Below are 19,030 nucleotides of genomic sequence, written 5' to 3' on the forward strand. Positions count from 1 at the left end.
ACAGTTCGATGAGCTTGTTAAAGAATTATGTTACAGAATATTAAGTCACAGTTCGCGTCAAAGTAAATTCATGTAGACTGTATTTCAACAGGCGAAAATAAAATCGCTTGTTGCATATTTAACAACCCATAGCACTTATAAAACCATGACCACAACCTTACAACGGCGCTCCGGCGCTAACGTATGGGATCGCTTTTGCGAGTGGATCACCAGCACCGACAACCGTATTTACATCGGTTGGTTTGGTGTCCTCATGATCCCAACCCTACTAGCTGCTACAACCTGCTTCGTAATTGCTTTCATCGCTGCTCCTCCCGTGGACATCGACGGCATCCGCGAACCAGTTGCAGGTTCTTTGATTTACGGAAACAACATCATCTCTGGTGCAGTTGTTCCTTCTTCAAACGCAATCGGCTTGCACTTCTACCCAATCTGGGAAGCTGCTTCCTTAGATGAGTGGTTGTATAACGGCGGTCCTTACCAGTTAGTAATTTTACACTTCTTGCTCGGTTGCGCTGCCTACCTTGGTCGTCAGTGGGAACTTTCTTACCGCTTAGGTATGCGTCCTTGGATCTGCGTAGCTTACAGCGCACCTCTGGCTTCCGCTACCGCAGTATTCTTGATCTACCCAATTGGTCAAGGTTCTTTCTCTGATGGTATGCCTTTGGGTATCTCTGGAACCTTCAACTTCATGATTGTGTTCCAAGCAGAACACAACATCTTGATGCACCCCTTCCACATGTTAGGTGTGGCTGGTGTATTCGGCGGTTCATTGTTCTCAGCAATGCACGGTTCTCTAGTAACTTCTTCCTTGGTTCGCGAAACCACCGAAACCGAGTCTCAAAACTACGGTTACAAATTCGGTCAAGAAGAAGAAACCTACAACATCGTTGCAGCCCACGGCTACTTCGGTCGGTTAATCTTCCAATACGCTTCCTTCAACAACAGCCGTTCACTGCACTTCTTCTTAGCAGCTTGGCCTGTCGTCGGTATCTGGTTCACCGCTTTGGGTATCAGCACGATGGCATTCAACCTGAACGGTTTCAACTTCAACCAATCAGTAATTGATTCCCAAGGTCGCGTCATCAGCACTTGGGCAGATGTAATCAACCGCGCTAACTTGGGTATGGAAGTAATGCACGAGCGTAACGCTCACAACTTCCCCCTAGATTTAGCTGCTGGTGAAGTTACTCCTGTTGCTCTGACTGCTCCTGCGATCAACGGTTAATTCTGAAGATTTAGCTAAATAAAAAGCGCCCTCCAGAAATGGGGGGCGCTTTTTTGTTGTAATTAACTTAAAAGCTAGGCTAACTTAGCAAAACTTAAAAAAAATGTCTTGAAAAATACAAATTACTAATGTAAAACGTGATATTAGGAGCCGGGAAAGTTTTCCCTTTTTTCTACACAGTCTCCCTGGGGAAGTGAGTTAACAGCATTTTTGGTGTGAGGTAATTCCAGAGAGTCCCGGCTATTAGGGAGAAGGTATTTGGCAAAAGTCTTTGAAAACAGCTTAATTCTCAATTTTTAAGAATTGAGAAAGTTTGTTGTCACCGATTTATAAATAACACAGTTATGTCCACAACTCTAGGAAGAAGCGAAAGCGGCAACCTGTGGGATCGTTTCTGTCAATGGATTACTAGCACCGACAATCGGCTTTATATCGGCTGGTTCGGCGTTTTAATGATTCCTACCCTATTAACCGCTACCATCTGTTTCATTATTGCCTTTATTGCTGCACCACCCGTTGATATTGACGGCATTCGGGAGCCAGTTTCTGGTTCTTTATTATACGGCAATAACATCATCACTGGTGCTGTTGTACCTGCTTCTAATGCAATTGGTTTGCACTTCTACCCAATTTGGGAAGCTGCTTCAATGGATGAATGGCTCTACAACGGCGGCCCTTATCAGCTCATTGTCTTGCACTTCCTGCTTGGGATCTTCTGCTGGCTCGGTCGGCAATGGGAGTTAAGCTATCGTTTGGGGATGCGTCCCTGGATTTGCGTTGCTTACTCTGCGCCTGTAGCTGCTGCAACTTCGGTTTTCTTAATTTATCCAATTGGTCAAGGTAGCTTTTCTGATGGGATGCCTCTGGGCATTAGCGGCACTTTTAATTTCATGTTGGTATTCCAAGCCGAGCATAATATTCTCATGCACCCATTCCATGAATTAGGTGTAGCTGCGGTGTTCGGTGGTGCTTTTTTCGCAGCAATGCACGGTTCTTTGGTGTCTTCCTCTCTAGTCAGAGAGACAACAGAAGCTGAATCTATAAACTATGGTTACAGGTTTGGACAAGAACAAGAAACCTATAGCATCGTAGCAGCTCACGGTTACTTTGGGCGGTTAATTTGGCAATATGCCAGCTTTAACAACTCGCGTTCCTTGCACTTTTTCTTGGCTGCTTGGCCTGTAGTTGGGATCTGGTTGACGGCATTGGGCATCAGTACGATGGCGTTCAACCTCAACGGGTTTAACTTTAACCAATCAATTCTTGACTCTAAAGGTCATGTAGTTAATACATGGGCTGATGTACTAAACCGGGCCAATTTGGGTATAGAAGTGATGCACGAACGCAATGCTCACAACTTCCCTCTGGATTTAGCGGCGGGTGAGGCAGTACCAGTGGCAACGATGTCTACGACAGGCGTAGCTGCGGCACCTGTAATTCACGGTTAATTGTAAGTTAAAATTCACTGCGCTCTCTGTATGGAGGGCGCTTTTTTCGTGCATGAAGCTATAGTTATACAAATATTTACACAGATAAAATATAAAAAAAATATCTGGTGTATTTGGGTACAATTACTAAATTGTTACTCATTTATATTAGTGAATGCATTGGTATAAATAAAAATAATTATCAAAACTGTGAGCAGTAGATAAACTAACTACTGATGATTATCCCTGGATACATAGATTGTGTTTTCACAGACTACAAATCTCAAATTTTAGTTTTTGTCTCAATTCAATATAAAATCTAAAACTTAAAATCCAAAATCAACATGGCAGACCTAACTCCTAATTCTAGTTTTAGTTTGACACTGCGCTTGCAGATTCCCAATCGTGTAGGGATGTTGGCGTCAGTAACACATGCGATCGCAACCTGTGGCGGTAATCTCGGTCAAATCGATTTAATCGAGCAAACCCGCAAAGAGTCCACCCGCGATCTGACTGTAGATGCTGCTAGTACTGAACACGCTGAAACCATTGTGCAAGCAATCAAAGCCTTGCCAGATATCAAGTTACTCAGTGTTTACGATCGCACTTTTAATTTGCACCGTGGTGGCAAAATTAGCATTGCTAGCAGAATTCCCCTGAAGAGTGTTTCCGATTTAGCAATGGCTTACACCCCCGGAGTTGGTCGAATTTGTACAGCGATCGCTCAAGACCCAGAGGAAGTTTACAACTTAACCATCAAACAAAACACTGTTGCCATTGTTACCGATGGTAGTGCCGTTTTAGGTTTGGGAAATCTCGGCCCAGCTGCCGCCTTACCAGTTATGGAAGGCAAAGCAATGCTATTCAAGGAATTTGCAGGGCTGGATGCTTTTCCCATTTGTCTCGCCACCCAAGATACAGAAGAAATTATCCAGGCAGTTAAAAATATTGCTCCAGTATTTGGGGGCGTGAATTTAGAGGATATCGCTGCACCTCGCTGCTTTGAAATTGAAAAGAGATTACGCCAAGAGTTAGATATCCCCGTTTTTCACGACGATCAGCACGGTACAGCAATTGTCACCTTGGCTGCGTTATTTAATTCTTTGAAACTGGTACATAAATCCTTAGCAGAAATCAAGATCGTAATTAACGGTGCTGGGGCGGCGGGAGTGGCGATCGCTCGGTTACTCCGTAAAGCTGGGGCAGAAAAAATCTGGATGTGCGACTCTAAAGGGATTCTCTCTACCAGTCGCAGCGATTTGACAGAGGAAAAACTCGAATTTGCTGTGAAAGGTCAGGGTACATTAGCGGGTGCAATGCAAGGGGCTGATGTGTTTATTGGTGTCAGCGCACCAGGAGTTTTGACACCAGAAATGGTGCAATCGATGGCGAAAGATCCAATTATCTTTGCAATGGCAAATCCGATTCCAGAGATTCAGCCAGAATTAATCAGTAAAGATGTGGCTGTCATTGCGACCGGTCGTAGCGATTACCCAAATCAAATCAATAACGTCCTTGCTTTTCCTGGGGTATTCCGTGGTGCTTTAGATTGTCGGGCACAGACAATTACCATCAAAATGTACCTAGAAGCTGCAAGTGCGATCGCTTCTTTAGTTAAGCCATCTGACTTAAATCGGGAACATATTATTCCTTCCGTCTTCGATGAGCGCGTTGTCACTGCTGTTGCTGCGGCTGTGCAACGTGCCGCACGAGAAGAAGGCATCGCGCGGAATTAATTAACTAAGGGACTTCCAAATAAAAAAATATTCAATTATTGATTGTAGGGTGGGCAACATAAGCGCCCAGTTTATATGGCGCTCATGTTGCCCACCCCACAATATTGGATAGTTTATTTCTTGGAGTTTCCTAAAATAATCACTTTTATGAGATGCGCGTCTCGCTCGTCCCTGAACTTTTAGGCTGCAATCAATTTGCGCTATAAACTGATGTTAAACAGATAAGAATTGATGCATGATTGGTGATTAGATGAGTTGGGGCTACCAATTTAGGAGCAAAGTAACACATCTAAAACACCATCATGTCAACTGTTTGCAATGAAGTATCAAATTGGGGACGAGTTTTTACAAGAACTACCACTGATTTTAGCGGGGCCAATCCTCAAATATACTGAGCCAGAGTCTGTGACAGTATGGGTCGCACTCAAACAGTCTTGTCAGGTAAAACTTAAGGTTTATGACACAACAAATGATGGTGAAGTAATAGGAAATTGCTTATTGGAGGGAGAACGCTCTACCTTTGCTCTGGGTAAGTATCTTCATGTAGTTGCCATCACGGCTCGGTCTACAATTGGACATCGCTTAACTGGAGGTCGCATCTATGCATACGACCTCCAGTTTACTGTTGCTGACCAAACCCTGCAAATGCAACAAGCATTATGTTCAAACTCCTTTCCTCCAGTCAGCATCAGCTACTTCGATCATCGAAAACCAACCTTTGTTCTACCGCCAAACCGTTTTCAAGATTTGCAAATTGTCCATGCTTCCTGCCGTAAACCTCATGGGCATGGGTTTGATGCACTGCCAATTCTCGATAGTATGATTCAGGCGTCAGCAAATCAACCCCAGCACCGACCTCACCAGCTGTTTCTCACGGGAGATCAAATTTATGGAGATGATGTAGCAGAACCATCTCTGTGGGTTGCAACTACTCTTGGTGATGCCCTCTTGGGTTGGGAAGAACGACTTCCGGTAAATGGAGTGTATTGCACTCCCCAGCAGCTACCCCCTAGAGAACGGGCTGATGCTGCGACAAATCAAGCTGGTTTGACGGCAGGATTACATAATAAAGCAGAGAAAGTCAACAGTCATCTTTTCAGTCTGGGTGAATATTACGCTACTTATTTACTCGCTTGGTCGCCAGTGTGCTGGCCGACAACATTTCCCAAAGGACACCAAGTAATGCGCGATCGCCATGCTATCAAAGACTGGAATCGCGCAGTCAAGCATTTGCGACAATTCATCTATACCCTTTGGAAAGTGCGCCGCGCCCTTGCCAATATCCCCATGTACACCATCTTTGATGACCATGATGTTACTGATGACTGGAATTTGAACCAAGCTTGGTGTTTGCGCGTGCTGGGGCGACCATTAGGGCGAAGAATAGTCCAAAATGCATTGTTAGCCTATACAGTATTTCAAGGTTGGGGCAATACACCAGAGCAATTTGCAGAAGGGAAATCAGGTGAAAAGCTGTTGGCGGCTGCACAAGCTTGGTCAGCTTCCGAAGGAAGAGATGCAAAGGCTAATGAGGCGATCGCTCGTTATCTAGGTATGCCAGCCAACGATCCTCACACAGACTTACCTATTTTAGTCCGAGACGGCGCGGTATTTATTCTGGATCGAGATCCAAAAGCGCTGACTTGGCATTATATAGTCAGGAGCGATTGCCATGAAGTAATTGTGCTGGATACACGTACATGGCGGGGTTATCCAGCCGATCAAAAACCAATTGCGCCGCCGATGCTGTTATGTCCCAAAGCCTTTGAGCAACAACTAGTTTTACCTTTACAAGAAGTAGTTGAACAAACTCAGATTCAAACTACATTTGTGATTGCGCCTACAAATGTATTTGGATTACAAGTGATTGATTGGATTCATCATTGGCACTTAAACCAGGAGAAAGTTTTTTCAACAGATGTTGGAGATGCTTGGAATATTAATGTTGAAGCACTGGCGAAATTTCTAACTACTTTGTTTGAGGAACGTCAACAAGTCGTGATTCTATCTGGGGATATTCACTACAGTTCTGTTGCTCACTTATCTTATGCACGCACCCATTCCAAATTACAATCTGTCTTAGTACAGCTAACCGCTAGTGCATTGAAGAATGAAGAAATGTTGACGCGGTTGATTCATACACGATTGAAAGATTGGCTGCTACCAGAACAGGTACGACATTGGATCGGCTGGATAAAGCCACCCAATATGGTAGAAATTTCCGAGAAACAATTACACCATAATCCTCAGCTGCTGAATGACCCTGACTGGCATTGTGTACTGGAGTGGATACCTAGAAACAGCGTTCAGACTTCTACTTACACAGCAGATATATTATCATTGATAGCTCCTTGGAAACGAGCCGAAAATGCTAAATGGAAATGGTTACAACCTCTGATTTTTTGGAAATCTCGTTGGTTTCAAGAGGGACGAGAAGTAGTTGGATTGAATAATTTAGCGCTGGTTCACTTTGAGTTAGCAGATGAAAGTAATTATTGCAAAGTTATGCAAGATTTATACTGGTTTTCTTGTTGGTATCCAACCCAAATTGTTTACAGCCGTTTTGAGAGCCAGTTAACGCCCAATCAGTCTTTATTACGATGAGCGGTTTTGTTATGTGAATGGAAAGTTTAGTTGTATATGTGGGCACTCTAGACTTCAGAAACATACTGGAGAGTGATTTCTATGTCTACGACCCCAATTAGTGCAACATTGGCACAAACAGACAGAGATGCTGTGTTGCAAGCGATTAGCACGATTAAAGAAAAGCTACCATTTTTGGTTGATTTGAGTGCCGACGATCGCAAGACTTTACCCAAGATGGGAGATAAGAGTCGGGCGTTTGTAAGCAAAGCATTAGAGGTGGCGGCGCAGAATCCAGAGTTTTTACCGCGATCGTTTGACTTGGATGAAATGCGAAAGGATGTGCAATTATTTGAAGCCTTGTATCCGGTGTTGTTGTCCTTGACGCAGTTACAAGAGTTGGTAGATGATACATCTCTTGCAGTCGGTAGTGAAGCTTATGCAGCCGCGTTACAGGTGTATAACTACGCTAAAGCCAGTGGACAAGGGGCGGGTTTAGATACAGTGGTTGCAGAAATGGGACAACGATTTGCTCGTAAACCTGGAAAATCCAAGTCTCAAAAAGCAGCGTTGTAGAAAATAGCCTAGTACTTGCACTTAAAAGATGCCACGTGTGAGCTTCAGAATTTAAATGTTGGAGTTAAAAGCACGACATTTCGAGTTCTGAAGCTCTATTTTTTGAGTTCAAAGGTGCAACGTTCGAGCAAAAAGGTGCAACTTTTGAGTTCAAAGGTGCAACGTTCGAGCAAAAAGGTGCAACTTTCGAGTTCAAAGGTGCAACGTTCGAGCAAAAAGGTGCAACTTCCGAGTTCAAAGGTGCAACGTTCGAGTAAAAAGGTGCAACTTCCGAGTTCAGAGGCTCAACGTTTGAGTAAAAAGGTGCAACTTCCGAGTTCAGAGGTTGAAAGTTGAGATTTTGAGAGCGATCGCAAAAGCATCTTATCCTAAAAGCTAGTTTATGATGGAGCATCACTAAGGGTTGGGTGAGGTTAACATAGTAAAAATATTCTCAACCTCTTGTCGGTAAAAATGCCAAGTCAAGATTACAAATGGAAGCGATTCTGGTATCCTCCATCAATTAACCTCAACTTTGCTTGCGGAGGTTATTTATGCAATCCAGAAGAAAAGTGGGGACATATATATAATCCTGACTTAGTTACTTTTGATACCATATCTGAAAAGCCCTGTTTGGTGCTGCTAGGTGAAGCTGGTATGGGTAAGACTACAGCAGCCGAACAAGCATATTCTCAAATAAGTCAGAAATTTAGTGGTTCAGAAGATGTATGTTTGTGGTTCAAACTTATTAATTATGACTCAGATAAGGATCTGTGTGATGCAATTTTCCGCGACGAAACGTTTCAAGCTTGGTGCAGAGGAAAACATAAACTATATCTTTTTTTGGATAGCCTAGATGAAGGATTACTTTCCATCAATAAACTTGTCATTATTCTCAAGCGTGAAATAGAAAAGTTACCTTGCGATCGCTTGTATTTTCGGATCACTTGCAGAACAGCTGATTGGAAGGATAGCCTAGAAAAAAAGCTAAAAGACAAGTGGGGAGAAGCGAATTTTGGGGTATATCAGCTAGCTCCTCTACTTCGAGAAAATGTAATTGAAGAGGCAAGTAAGCGTGGCATAAACTCTAACAGTTTTTTACAGGAAGTTTTTAACAAAAATGCTATTCCTCTTGCTATCAAGCCAATAACATTAAGAGCTGATTCGTAAAGAAAATCTAAAGAAAGCTGAATCCGGCTTTGTTAAGGTTATAGGCTAAATCGAGTGTAATTTATGTTGTTGTCGATGAGCCGTATACCTACGATTGAGAATCCACACCGCAAACCCTACCCAAGTGATTTAAGCGATGCTGAATGGTTGATTCTCAAGCCTCTTCTCCCTACGCCAAAGGGATTTGGGCATCCTGTAGAAGTAGATTTACGAGAAATATTGAATGCAATTTTCTACGTGCAACGTACTGGGTGTCAATGGGAAATGCTACCTCATGACCTTCCTCCATATACAACAGTGTATGGCTACTTTCAAAAATGGCAGCGTAAAGGCATCTGGCAGCAGATTCACGACCAAGTGCGCTATCAACTGCGACAAGATTTAGGGCGAGATGAAAATTCTACCGTGGCGATCGCAGATTCTCAGTCAGTGAAGACCACGGAAAAAAAGGGGAGGTCTACGGTTTCGATGGTGGTAAGAAGGTTAAAGGGCGTAAGCGACATATAGTTGTAGATTCTCAAGGGTTGTTGATTGGTGTTTTAGTAACTGAAGCCAATGCGTCAGAACGTTTAGGTGCTGTGGTTGTACTGCATGAGGCGGTTAAAGAATTGTCCAAATTGGAAGTTGTTTGGGTAGATCAAGGCTATTCAGGAGAAAACTTTGCTCAAGCAGTCAAGAAAGTTTGCGGAGAAAAGGTTCGTGTTGAGGTGATTGAAAGGATATCGAAAACATTTGAGCGATTGCCGAAACGATGGATTGTGGAACGGACATTTGGCTGGCTTAATAGATTTCGGCGTTTGAGTAAGGATTATGAGTTGTACACAGAGTTAAGTGAAGCTATGATTTATGGCTCATTGATTCGTCTGATGATCAAGCGGATGGCTTCTTAAGCTTTTGTTTACGAATCAGCTCTAAAATTTCTTCTGGGTATTTATCAAAACGGACGGTTTCCTTCTTCTCAGAAAGAATTGTACGAAGAAGGTTGTTTACAAATGTGTGAAGAGGTTAACCCAGATCGCCGTGATTCAGACAATATTGGCAGTTTAAGTGCCAAAAAACGATTAATTATAGCAAGTCGAATTGCTGCATTACTTCTATTTTCTAATAAGTCTGCCATCTGGGTCAATCCAGAATATGGGGATATGCCTACAACGGATATTGCTATTCGGGATTTGATAGGTAAAGAAAACATTAATCAGCAAGAGTTTTCTTTTGACGAAAAGTGTATTAAAGAAGAGATTTTATCTGTTACGGGGTTGTTTTCTTCGCGTGGGGTGCATCGAATTGTTTTTGCTCATCAGACCTATGCTGAATTTCTAGCAGCATGGTACTTATTTCAGCACGAAACCCCTTTAAATCAGGTGATGAAATTAATTGTTTCACCTGAAGATCCTGAACATAAATTAATTCCACAACTTCATGAAATAGTAGCATGGTTAGCTAGTATGAGAACTGACGTACTTCAGGAAATCATGAAGACTGATCCTGATGTACTGTTGCGAAGCGACATACCTACAGATACAAATCTTCGAGCAGCAATAGTTGATAACTTCTTAAAACAGTACGAGCAGGGAAAACTATTTGATTCACATAGAGATAATTATCCCACATACGAGAAGTTTAAAAATTCCGGGTTAGCTGTACAATTGCTTCCATATATTCAGGATTTAAGCAAGCCAATCGATGCACGAAATGCAGCGATAAACATTGCTGAGGCTTGTAAGGTAGATGAACTTCAGGAGGAGTTAATAAACCTAGCACTTGATTCATCTCAATCAATTTACCTCAGAGTTAGTGCCGCAAAAGCAATCTGTACAATTGGTAATGTAAGTGCAAGATTGCAATTGAAACCACTGACTTGTGAAAAGCTTCTAGAAGATGAGGACGACCGACTTAAAGGATATGCTTTGGCAGCAATTTGGTCAGATCATCTAACAGTAGAGGAATTGTTTAATATATTAACTCCACCCAAGAAGAAAAATTTTACAGGCTCGTATCAAATATTTCTTGACTTTGAACTTGTACCAAAACTACAGCCATGTGATTTGCTAGTTGCTCTTAAGTGGGTCGAAAAGCAAGGTCTTAGGTGCTTTGGACATTCATTTGAAATACTTGCAGACGCGATAATGTTAAAAGCTTGGGAACATCTCAATTTACCTGAGATAGCAGAAAATTTTACTAAAATCGCTCTAATACAGTGGAGAGAAGACCAGAAAATCATAACTTTTGACAATGAGATTCAAGCACAATTTAAATTATCACTTGTTAATAATATTGAAAATCGGCGCAAGCTTGTTGAGCAGGCAGTTATAACAGTTTCCCAATCAGGAGAAAATATATATTTCTTATTGGATTCATTAACACAAAATATCCTTTTGACAGAAGATGTTTTTTGGATGCTCGGAAAACTTAAAAATGTTGATTCTCAGCAACAGCGAATTTGGGCAGCGCTAATTCAGTGGAAATTTAATCGTCAAGATGTGAAGCAGATAGATGCTATCCTTACAGCTACTCAGACTAATAATATCTTGCGTGAAGAATTTGCATATTATGTTTCAATAATTGATTTGGACTCAATGCAGGCTAAGAAGTCGAGGTCTGACTATCAAGAGATGCAAGAACGCATAGCTCGTAGACAAAAACCTATTCTAGATCCACCACCTAAAGAACGAGTACTTCTATTTTTAGAGCAACTAGAGTCAGGAAATCTATTAGCTTGGTGGCAAATAAGTATGGAGATGCTGCTTAAGCCAGATAGTCAATTTTATGAACAAGAGCTTGAATCAGATTTAACAAAACTTTTTGGATGGCAAGAAGCTGATAGAAAAACTCGTAAAAGAATTATCAACGGCGCTAAAAAGTACATTCAAGAATATAATCAGGTAGCTTATGACTGGATAGGGACAAATACTTACGATCGTCCAGCATTAGCTGGCTGTAAAGCTTTACTATTGCTTTTACAAGAAACTCCAGAATTTTTAGATACTATATCATCTGAGATATGGCAACGGTGGGCATCTGTTATTGTCGCCTTTCCTCATAGCAGCACCACCCAAAGAGAACATTATTACACCGAATTAGTTAAATGGGCATACATAAATGCCCCCTCTGAAACCCTAAATACACTGCTGTCCATTATTAATAAGGAGAATGAGGAACATAGCTATATCTTTATTCTTAATAAATTTGAGAAATGCTGGGATGAGCCTTTCAAAGCTGTTCTTTTAGAAAAGGCTAGGGATACAGTAATTAAACCTCAATGTATGGGACAGTTACTTGAAGAACTTTTAAAGCGTGAATCGATTGGAGCTAGAGAGTTTGCTAAATCCCTTGTTTCTATTCCTCTGCCTTTAGAAGAAGAAGCACACCAAAAAGCTGTAGTTGCAGGTAGGGTATTAGTCGAATGTGCAGAACCTACTAGCTGGGCGGTTATTTGGTCGGCTATCCACCAAAATACAGACTTTGGGCGAGAAGTATTTGAAGCAGTCGCTTACCGCTACTCGCATGGTTTGCATTTGAAGCTGACTGAAAAACAGTTAGCGGATTTATACATCTGGCTACTTTATCAGTATCCTCATGCTGAAGATCCTGATTACAGTAATGATGTTCTTGCTCACAATATGGGCGCTAGAGAGAGCGTTGCTAACTTAAGAGACAGTGTTTTAACACAACTTAGGGAAACTGGGACATCTCAGGCATGTATCGAGATTGAGCGTATTGCTGAGGAGTTTCCTGAATTAACGTGGCTTCAAAAAACGCTGCTGAAAGCTCAGAGCGTTAAACGGCGAAAAAATTGGCAACCACCTCAACCAGAGCAGATTCTTCAGATTGTTAGCAAAAAGGAATCACAGACTATGAAAACAATTCTGATCTTGGCATCCAGCCCAGTTGATGAGGCAAGATTACGCTTGGATAAAGAGGTGCGTGAAATTGATGAGGGATTACGTCGATCTCAGAAGCGTGACCAATTCAGATTAGAGAAGAGAGGGGCTATTAGGACTGATGATATACGTCGAGCTTTATTAGATACTCGACCACAGATTGTCCATTTCTGCGGACATGGAGCTGGAGATGAAGGACTAGTGATAGAAGACGAAGAAGGTAAATCAAAACTAGTGAGTACAGAGGCTCTCGCAAGTTTATTTGAACTGTTTGCTGAAGACGTAGAATGTGTTCTTCTGAATGCTTGCCTTTCTGAGGTGCAAGCAAACGCGATTGTCCAGCATATTAATTATGTAATTGGTATGAGTGATTCAGTGGGAGATACTGCCGCAATCAAGTTTGCTACAGGATTCTATGATGCTCTTGGAGCAGGGAAGTCAATTGAAATAGCTTATAAATTTGGATGTAATGCAATTCAATTAGAAAACATTCCAGAGCATTTAACTCCAAAATTGAAGAAAAAATAGCTTAATCACCTTTCTGGTAATCAGAAAACCGCCTCTTCAATCACCATCATCCAAGCTTATACCTTTAAGTTTTAACCTCACAAACCGAAACTTAAACTTCAGAAGCTCAACGTTTGAGCAAAAAGGTGCAACTTCCGAGTTCAGAAGCTCAACATTCGAGCAAAAAGGTGCAACTTCCGAGTTCAGAAGCTCAACATTCGAGCAAAAAGGTGGAAGTTTCGAGTTCAGAAGCTCAACATTCGAGCAAAAAGGTGGAAGTTTCGAGTTCAGAGGCTCAATGTTCGAGTAAAAAGGTGCAACTTCCGAGTTCAGAGGTTGAAAGTTGAGATTTTGAGAGCGATCGCAGACGCATAATATCTCAAAAGCTAGACTCGTCGCCAAACTTGGCAACCGCTTCAACCAGAGCAGATTCTCCAGATTGTGAGCAATAAGCCAAAAAATCAAAGTGCATTTATATTTGAGGCACTTTAAAAAGTTTTAGATCAGTAGTGGGTTGCTCCATTTGTGAAAGCAATTGAGGCTGCGGTGAAAAGAGAATAAACTAAGTTGAGTAAATAAAGCGATCGCCTTTCAAGCCTCATCATCCAGACTCAGACATCGAAGAAGCAAGTAAAATTAATAGAATGGTAAAACAAAATTTTCAACCGGAACATACGCCGATATCTCCGTCAGATGGTTCTGAAAACCTGTCAACTACCATCAAGTTCAGCGAGATATCCAAATTAAGCGAACTTTCCTTTGACCCAAACGCTGTGCCTATTTGGGAACTGGTAGCTGAAATCTCTGCCCAAGTCCCTGATGAAGAATGGCAAAAACTACCCACAGACTTAGCTAGGAGATTTGATTACTACCAGAAACAGAAACAAGGAAAAGATTGATGCGGGTTGTGTTTGCAGATACAGGGTACTGGGTAGCGTTGCTTAATCCTCGTGATGATTTACATAACAAAGCGATAAATCTCTCAAAAGCTTTACAGCCTGCTCATATTGTCACCAGTGAAATGGTCTTAACTGAAGTACTGAATGATTTTTCATCTAGAGGTGAGTACTTTCGACAAGCAGCCGCCAATCTTATTAGAAGTCTCTATCGCCATCCAAACACTACCATCATTCCCCAAACTAGTATTCAGTTTCAGGCGGCGTTGACGCTTTATGAGCAAAGGGTAGATAAGGAGTGGAGTCAAACTGATTGCGTGTCATTCAAAATTATGGAGGAGCAAATTATTGCTGAAGCGCTTGCCTATGACAGACATTTTGTGCAAGCAGGTTATACAGCTTTGATGCGAAATTGCCGAGTATGAGATGGTTTAGCAGCGAAGCGATCGCCTTCTAACCCCCATCATCCAACCTCAGAACTCGAAGGTTGCACTTCAGAGGTTAAAGAGTCGAGCTAGGAGTTTAGAATTTAAGTTACAAGAGATATAGCTTACTGGCAGAAGGGTTAGACAATGAGTGAAACTCAGACCCAGTTACCGACAGATACATGGATTTGTGCTTCTTGGCAGGAGTATGAGCAAGCGATCGCTAACTTGCTCAACGAGAAGGCAAAGAGTTACTACTACAAAGGACACATGAGGCTGGAGATGCCACCAGTTAGTTTTGCTCATGGTCAAGACCATGTAATAATTATTTTTGCTGTAACTCTATTTGCGACTATTAAAGGGATTCTAGCCACAGGCTTAGACACCACGACTTTTCGTAAAACTGGTGTTCAGGATTGTCAGCCTGATATAGCCTATTACCTCAGAGAACGTGCCCAAACTATCCCAGCAGGTACAGGAATCGTCAACCTCGATCGCTATCCTGCACCGGATTTAATGATTGAGATTGCGAAAACATCTTTACTGGATGACTTGGGTACAAAGCGAGCGCTTTACGAAGAATTGGGTATTGCTGAATACTGGGTAGTAGATGTCCAAAATGCCGAAATTATAGCTTATGCGATCGCAGATCGAGGCAGTAAACGTATTCAAGAATCACAAGTATTGCCTGGATTGGTAATTGCAATTTTAGAAGAAGCCTTACGCCGAAGTCGTGAAATAAGTCAATCTGAAGTTTGCGCTTGGTTATTGAGCCAGTTTCAGCAAAAGGAGGGTTGAAGTTTGGCAGTTTGGAGCATTGTTAATTACTCACAACTTCCATTAGATTTACGATGGGATTTCGAGTATTATCAGCCTGAGTATCTATTTTAGGAGAAGAAAATCTCAAATCTTCATCCAAGATACTTACAAAATTAGCAATGATTTCTGATGGAAATCATCTAACGATTAGTGAGGTTTGAGATGATTATCCCGATTTTAAATATGCGTCTATTCCGAGAAAAAGAATGGTTATTTAGCTTACTGGTAATATCTCTATTTCTATGGCTGATATTTTTGGGAAACTCCGCTTTAAGAGATTGGGATGAAGGTACTGTGGCACAAGTTGCCCGTGAAATTTGGCGTGCCCCGCTTGGTTCAATGCATTGGCTTTACCCCACACTGGGAGGACAACCCTATCATAATAAGCCACCCCTGATGCACTTGTTAATTGCTTGGACTTACTCGATCGCAGGCGTGAATGAGTGGACAACGCGTTTACCGGGTGCAGTGTTAACTGCCTTGGGAGTGCCTTTGCTTTACTTGGTGGGATGTTTGCTTTTTAACCAAATACCAGCTCTGTTTAGCGCTTTAGTTTACCTGACGATGTTGCCTGTAGTGCGTCACGGAAGACTAGCAATGCTAGATGGTACAACTATTACCTTTTTCTTGCTGCTGTTGTTTTGTTTGCTAAAAGCACGACAGAATCGCCGATATGCTCTCGGTGTGGGATTTTGTCTGGGGTTAATCGCTCTCACCAAAGGGATGATAGTTTTACCGCTAGGGGCGATCGCTTTTTTATTCCTGATTGTAGATCGGCAGTATGCTTTGTTAACAAGTCCCTATTTATTAGTGGGAATATTTTTCGGAAATGCACCTGCGATCGCTTGGTTTGTCGCTCAATGGCAACATTATGGCGAAACTTTCTTCCAAGTGAACTTTCAAACACAAACTTTTGATCGCTTGACACAATCTGTTGAAGGTCATAGCGGGCCACCTTGGTATTATTTAATTGAGTTAATTAAGTATAGTTTTCCTTGGCTACTATTTTTACCAGGAGGTTTTTATCTAGCTTGGAAAAAACGTCATACTACCTGGGGTCGCTTAATTCTTATTGGCATAATTATTTACTTAGGGACTATTTCTTTAATGAGAACTAAGCTGCCTTGGTATGTTATGCCTGTGTATCCATTTTTAGCTTTGGCAATTGGTGCTAAACTTAGCGAAATTTGGCAGTACGGTCATTTTAAGGTGCGAAGTTTGACAATATTTATAGCTATTATTGCTATTGCTGGTTTAGGAGGTTTTGTTTACTTTATTGTTGCAAAGAAAGAGCCGAGTTTAATAGTTATGAGCATTGTTTTGGCAATAACTATGAGCATTGCAGCATGGCTAATTAGACAACGCGATCGCAACTTTATTCCAGTGCTATTTTCTGGGATGTACTTAGTTTTAGCACTGTTAATGAGTTCGCAATCATGGATCTGGGAATTAAAGGAAGCTTTTCCGGTTAAACCAGTAGCAGAATTAATTCGGGCAAATGTTTCAACAGGAACACAAATTTATACTTCTTTTGCTTATGGGCGTCCCAGTTTAGACTTTTACTGCGATTGTAAGGTAACTCCTGCAACTGTCCCAACTTTACAACAAATGTTATCTAATAAATCTTATTTGCTGTTAGACAATGGAGCTTTGCAGCAAATCAATTTAACTGGTAGTAAAATTATCGGTTCGGCTCAAGGATTTACACTGATTTCACCATAACTTAAATATGTAAGATATTTTACTTTTTTCATCTGAATGAATTTATCCTTTAGAGACATATTCTCTAAAATTTAACTTTGGATAAATAGCGCTGCTACGATCCTTCGTTTGTTACTTGAACGATGGATTGACTAGATTGAGCTAGATAGATACCCATTAAAACTACGGCAAAAGTCGCCCAGTCAAATAAACCTACTTGTTCTGCAAAAATAAACCAAGCAAAAATGGAAGCTAGAACTGGTTCTAAAAGAAGCGTGACGGCGACAACGCCTGAAGAGATTCTGCTAAGGCTATAAGCTAAAAGTCCCTGACCCAATACTTGGCAGAAGAGAGCTTGGAAAATTATGAAAAACCAACCCATCCAAGAATAGGGCAATAGTCTATCTTCGAGGAATGGCAGGACTGGTAATAGAAACATTGTTGTCACTCCACATCGCCACAGCATGATAGTTGCAGTGCTAAATCTGGTTCGGAGCCTTTCTATCAGCAGCATACACGTAGCCATGAAAACCGCAGTTAGCAATGCTAATGCATCACCTAATATTTGATCGGTTGCAAATTGTACCTTATTGAGTTCAAATGCGATCGCTCCACCCAAAGCGACGACCAGACCAATCACGAATCTATTGTCGAAACGCCGACCGAATAATAAATACCCAGCCAAAGCAACAAATAAAGAGTTCAAATTAGACAGTAAAGCCACGTTGGCAACACTAGTTTGACTCAGCGACCAAGCCCATAATAGAAGATAGGTTCCAGCAGAGGTTCCCATTGCCAACAATAGCCACACTTCTTGAGTTGTAAAAGGCTTCTGTTCTATAGATTGGTTATCAAGTAAGACAGGAGTAATGCTGCCCTCTGCCCCCTGCCTCCTGCCTCCTTCAATAGACTGTTGGTAGCGGAAAGCCTCAAGTCCATTCCACAAACCAAAGACAACTGTTGCAATCCAACTACGATGAAATACTACAGCATTTGCACCGATTTCTTGTTGACACAATTTAGTCAAAGATGGTGCTAAGGATATGGGAATTAAGGCAAACAATAATGAGACAGTTCCCAATAAAGCCGGTGTTTCGGAGAATTGTTGCTTTAGTAATGACAGTTTAATCGTCATACTTTTAACGAAAATGTTAACTATATTGTTGACTGATTCCTGGAACGGGTAATTAATAGCAGCTTGGCTAGATATGGCTAAGTATAAACCCATTAAAACTACAGCGAAACCTATCCAATTCGAGAAAGTTAATTTTTCTGAAAAAATTACCAGAGCGAAAATGCCGCTAAATACTGGCTCTAACAGATGCACCAAGGAGACAACCACAGAGGAAAACTTGGCAAGGCTATAGGTTAAAAGCCCATGACCTAAAACTTGGCAAACCAGCGCCAAGCAAATTACCCACACCCACCCACTGACTGTAGAGGGGAAAAGCCGATCTTGAGTGAACAAAAGTATGGGGAAAATAGCTAGAGCGGCGATCGCACAGATCCACAATTGAATTGTAGCTGGAGAAAATTTAGTTCGTAATTTTTCTACGATCAGCAGGTATGCACTCAATAAAACCGCCGAAACGATCGCAGCCAAGCTGCCTTGAACCTCGTCTGTAGCAATTTGCAACTCCTCAAATTCAATAGCGATCGCTCCCCCAAGGGCGATGAACATGCCAATCAGGAATTGCTTCTCAAAATCCTTACGAAATAGCAGCCACACCCCTAAACTAGTAAATATGGGAGCGAGATTATGCAACACACTAGAAATCGCAACACTAGTTTGAGTCAGCGACCAAGCTAACAAAACTAAAGTGGCAGCCCAAAGAATACCAGCACCTAGTAATAGCAACATATCCTGACTGGTGTAAGACTGCTGTTCTACAGGTTTGTCTGCGGAAAATCGTTGCCGTATTGCTTTGTATCCATGCCAGATCGAGAAGGCCACACTAGCAAGCCAAAAACGATTAAATACAGTTGCACTAGGGCTGAGTTCAATTTCGCTCAATTTCATAAAAATAGAGCCAAAAGATATGGCACCTACACCTAGAAATAATGAAGCGATCGCTATCTTCGTTTGATTGAATACATTCATT

Annotated in this window: 15 protein-coding genes; 12 read left to right on the plus strand and 3 right to left on the minus strand. The window is 41.7% G+C overall.

Annotation, left to right across the window (positions count from 1 at the left end):
• The first annotated feature begins 145 nt into the window (after nucleotides 1–145).
• The 5 genes from psbA (NSTCB13_RS02445) (at nucleotide 146) to NSTCB13_RS02465 (ending at nucleotide 7,550) form a co-directional block, all read left to right on the plus strand.
• Nucleotides 146–1,228, plus strand: a complete 1,083-nt coding sequence (gene psbA / locus NSTCB13_RS02445) for a photosystem II q(b) protein (RefSeq protein WP_445629811.1) — start codon at nucleotides 146–148, stop codon at nucleotides 1,226–1,228.
• Nucleotides 1,229–1,572: 344 nt separating this feature from the next.
• Nucleotides 1,573–2,676: a photosystem II q(b) protein gene (psbA, locus tag NSTCB13_RS02450; protein WP_448271256.1), complete on the plus strand. Its 1,104-nt coding sequence runs from the start codon at nucleotides 1,573–1,575 to the stop codon at nucleotides 2,674–2,676.
• Between the two features lie 323 nt (nucleotides 2,677–2,999).
• Nucleotides 3,000–4,391 (plus strand): malic enzyme-like NAD(P)-binding protein, encoded by a 1,392-nt coding sequence (locus tag NSTCB13_RS02455; protein ID WP_448271257.1) that lies wholly within the window; start codon nucleotides 3,000–3,002, stop codon nucleotides 4,389–4,391.
• A 318-nt stretch (nucleotides 4,392–4,709) separates the two neighbouring features.
• On the plus strand, nucleotides 4,710–6,995 hold the full coding sequence (locus NSTCB13_RS02460; protein WP_448271258.1) for a PhoD-like phosphatase: 2,286 nt from the start codon (nucleotides 4,710–4,712) through the stop codon (nucleotides 6,993–6,995).
• Nucleotides 6,996–7,076: 81 nt separating this feature from the next.
• Nucleotides 7,077–7,550 carry a hypothetical protein gene (locus NSTCB13_RS02465; RefSeq protein ID WP_445629807.1) on the plus strand — a complete coding sequence of 158 codons (474 nt, stop codon included), beginning with the start codon at nucleotides 7,077–7,079 and terminating at the stop codon, nucleotides 7,548–7,550.
• A 64-nt stretch (nucleotides 7,551–7,614) separates the two neighbouring features.
• Here the strand turns inward: NSTCB13_RS02465 and NSTCB13_RS02470 are convergent, their stop codons facing one another.
• Nucleotides 7,615–7,944: a hypothetical protein gene (locus NSTCB13_RS02470; RefSeq protein ID WP_448271259.1), complete on the minus strand. Its 330-nt coding sequence runs from the start codon at nucleotides 7,942–7,944 to the stop codon at nucleotides 7,615–7,617.
• A 59-nt stretch (nucleotides 7,945–8,003) separates the two neighbouring features.
• Between NSTCB13_RS02470 and NSTCB13_RS02475 the strand changes: the two genes are divergently transcribed.
• The 3 genes from NSTCB13_RS02475 (at nucleotide 8,004) to NSTCB13_RS02485 (ending at nucleotide 13,108) form a co-directional block, all read left to right on the plus strand.
• The gene (locus NSTCB13_RS02475; RefSeq protein ID WP_448271260.1) at nucleotides 8,004–8,699 is read left to right on the plus strand and encodes an NACHT domain-containing protein; all 696 of its coding nucleotides are present in this window, start codon (nucleotides 8,004–8,006) and stop codon (nucleotides 8,697–8,699) included.
• 75 nt (nucleotides 8,700–8,774) lie between these two features.
• Nucleotides 8,775–9,589, plus strand: a protein-coding gene (locus NSTCB13_RS02480; RefSeq protein ID WP_448273099.1) for an IS5 family transposase whose coding sequence is annotated in 2 segments (ribosomal slippage) — nucleotides 8,775–9,141 and nucleotides 9,141–9,589 — 816 coding nt in all. Because the reading frame shifts where the segments join, the coding sequence is not laid out codon by codon here.
• A gap of 78 nt (nucleotides 9,590–9,667) precedes the next feature.
• Nucleotides 9,668–13,108: a CHAT domain-containing protein gene (locus NSTCB13_RS02485; RefSeq protein ID WP_448271261.1), complete on the plus strand. Its 3,441-nt coding sequence runs from the start codon at nucleotides 9,668–9,670 to the stop codon at nucleotides 13,106–13,108.
• 36 nt (nucleotides 13,109–13,144) lie between these two features.
• Here the strand turns inward: NSTCB13_RS02485 and NSTCB13_RS02490 are convergent, their stop codons facing one another.
• A complete protein-coding gene (locus NSTCB13_RS02490) occupies nucleotides 13,145–13,552 on the minus strand; it encodes a hypothetical protein (RefSeq protein ID WP_448271262.1) in 408 nt (135 codons plus the stop codon).
• Between the two features lie 179 nt (nucleotides 13,553–13,731).
• Between NSTCB13_RS02490 and NSTCB13_RS02495 the strand changes: the two genes are divergently transcribed.
• The 4 genes from NSTCB13_RS02495 (at nucleotide 13,732) to NSTCB13_RS02510 (ending at nucleotide 16,949) form a co-directional block, all read left to right on the plus strand.
• Entirely contained in the window at nucleotides 13,732–13,986 is a 255-nt protein-coding gene (locus NSTCB13_RS02495) for a hypothetical protein (protein ID WP_448271263.1), read from the plus strand.
• Nucleotides 13,986–14,408 (plus strand): type II toxin-antitoxin system VapC family toxin, encoded by a 423-nt coding sequence (locus NSTCB13_RS02500; protein WP_448271264.1) that lies wholly within the window; start codon nucleotides 13,986–13,988, stop codon nucleotides 14,406–14,408. Before NSTCB13_RS02495 ends, NSTCB13_RS02500 begins: the two co-directional genes overlap by 1 nt.
• Nucleotides 14,409–14,555: 147 nt before the next feature.
• Nucleotides 14,556–15,206, plus strand: a complete 651-nt coding sequence (locus NSTCB13_RS02505) for a Uma2 family endonuclease (protein ID WP_448271265.1) — start codon at nucleotides 14,556–14,558, stop codon at nucleotides 15,204–15,206.
• 204 nt (nucleotides 15,207–15,410) lie between these two features.
• The gene (locus tag NSTCB13_RS02510) at nucleotides 15,411–16,949 is read left to right on the plus strand and encodes an ArnT family glycosyltransferase (RefSeq protein ID WP_448273100.1); all 1,539 of its coding nucleotides are present in this window, start codon (nucleotides 15,411–15,413) and stop codon (nucleotides 16,947–16,949) included.
• Nucleotides 16,950–17,043: 94 nt separating this feature from the next.
• Here the strand turns inward: NSTCB13_RS02510 and NSTCB13_RS02515 are convergent, their stop codons facing one another.
• Nucleotides 17,044–19,029 (minus strand): DMT family transporter, encoded by a 1,986-nt coding sequence (locus tag NSTCB13_RS02515; RefSeq protein WP_448271266.1) that lies wholly within the window; start codon nucleotides 19,027–19,029, stop codon nucleotides 17,044–17,046.
• Between the last annotated feature and the right edge of the window lies 1 nt (nucleotide 19,030).

It is taken from the genome of Nostoc sp. DSM 114160 (assembly GCF_053470305.1).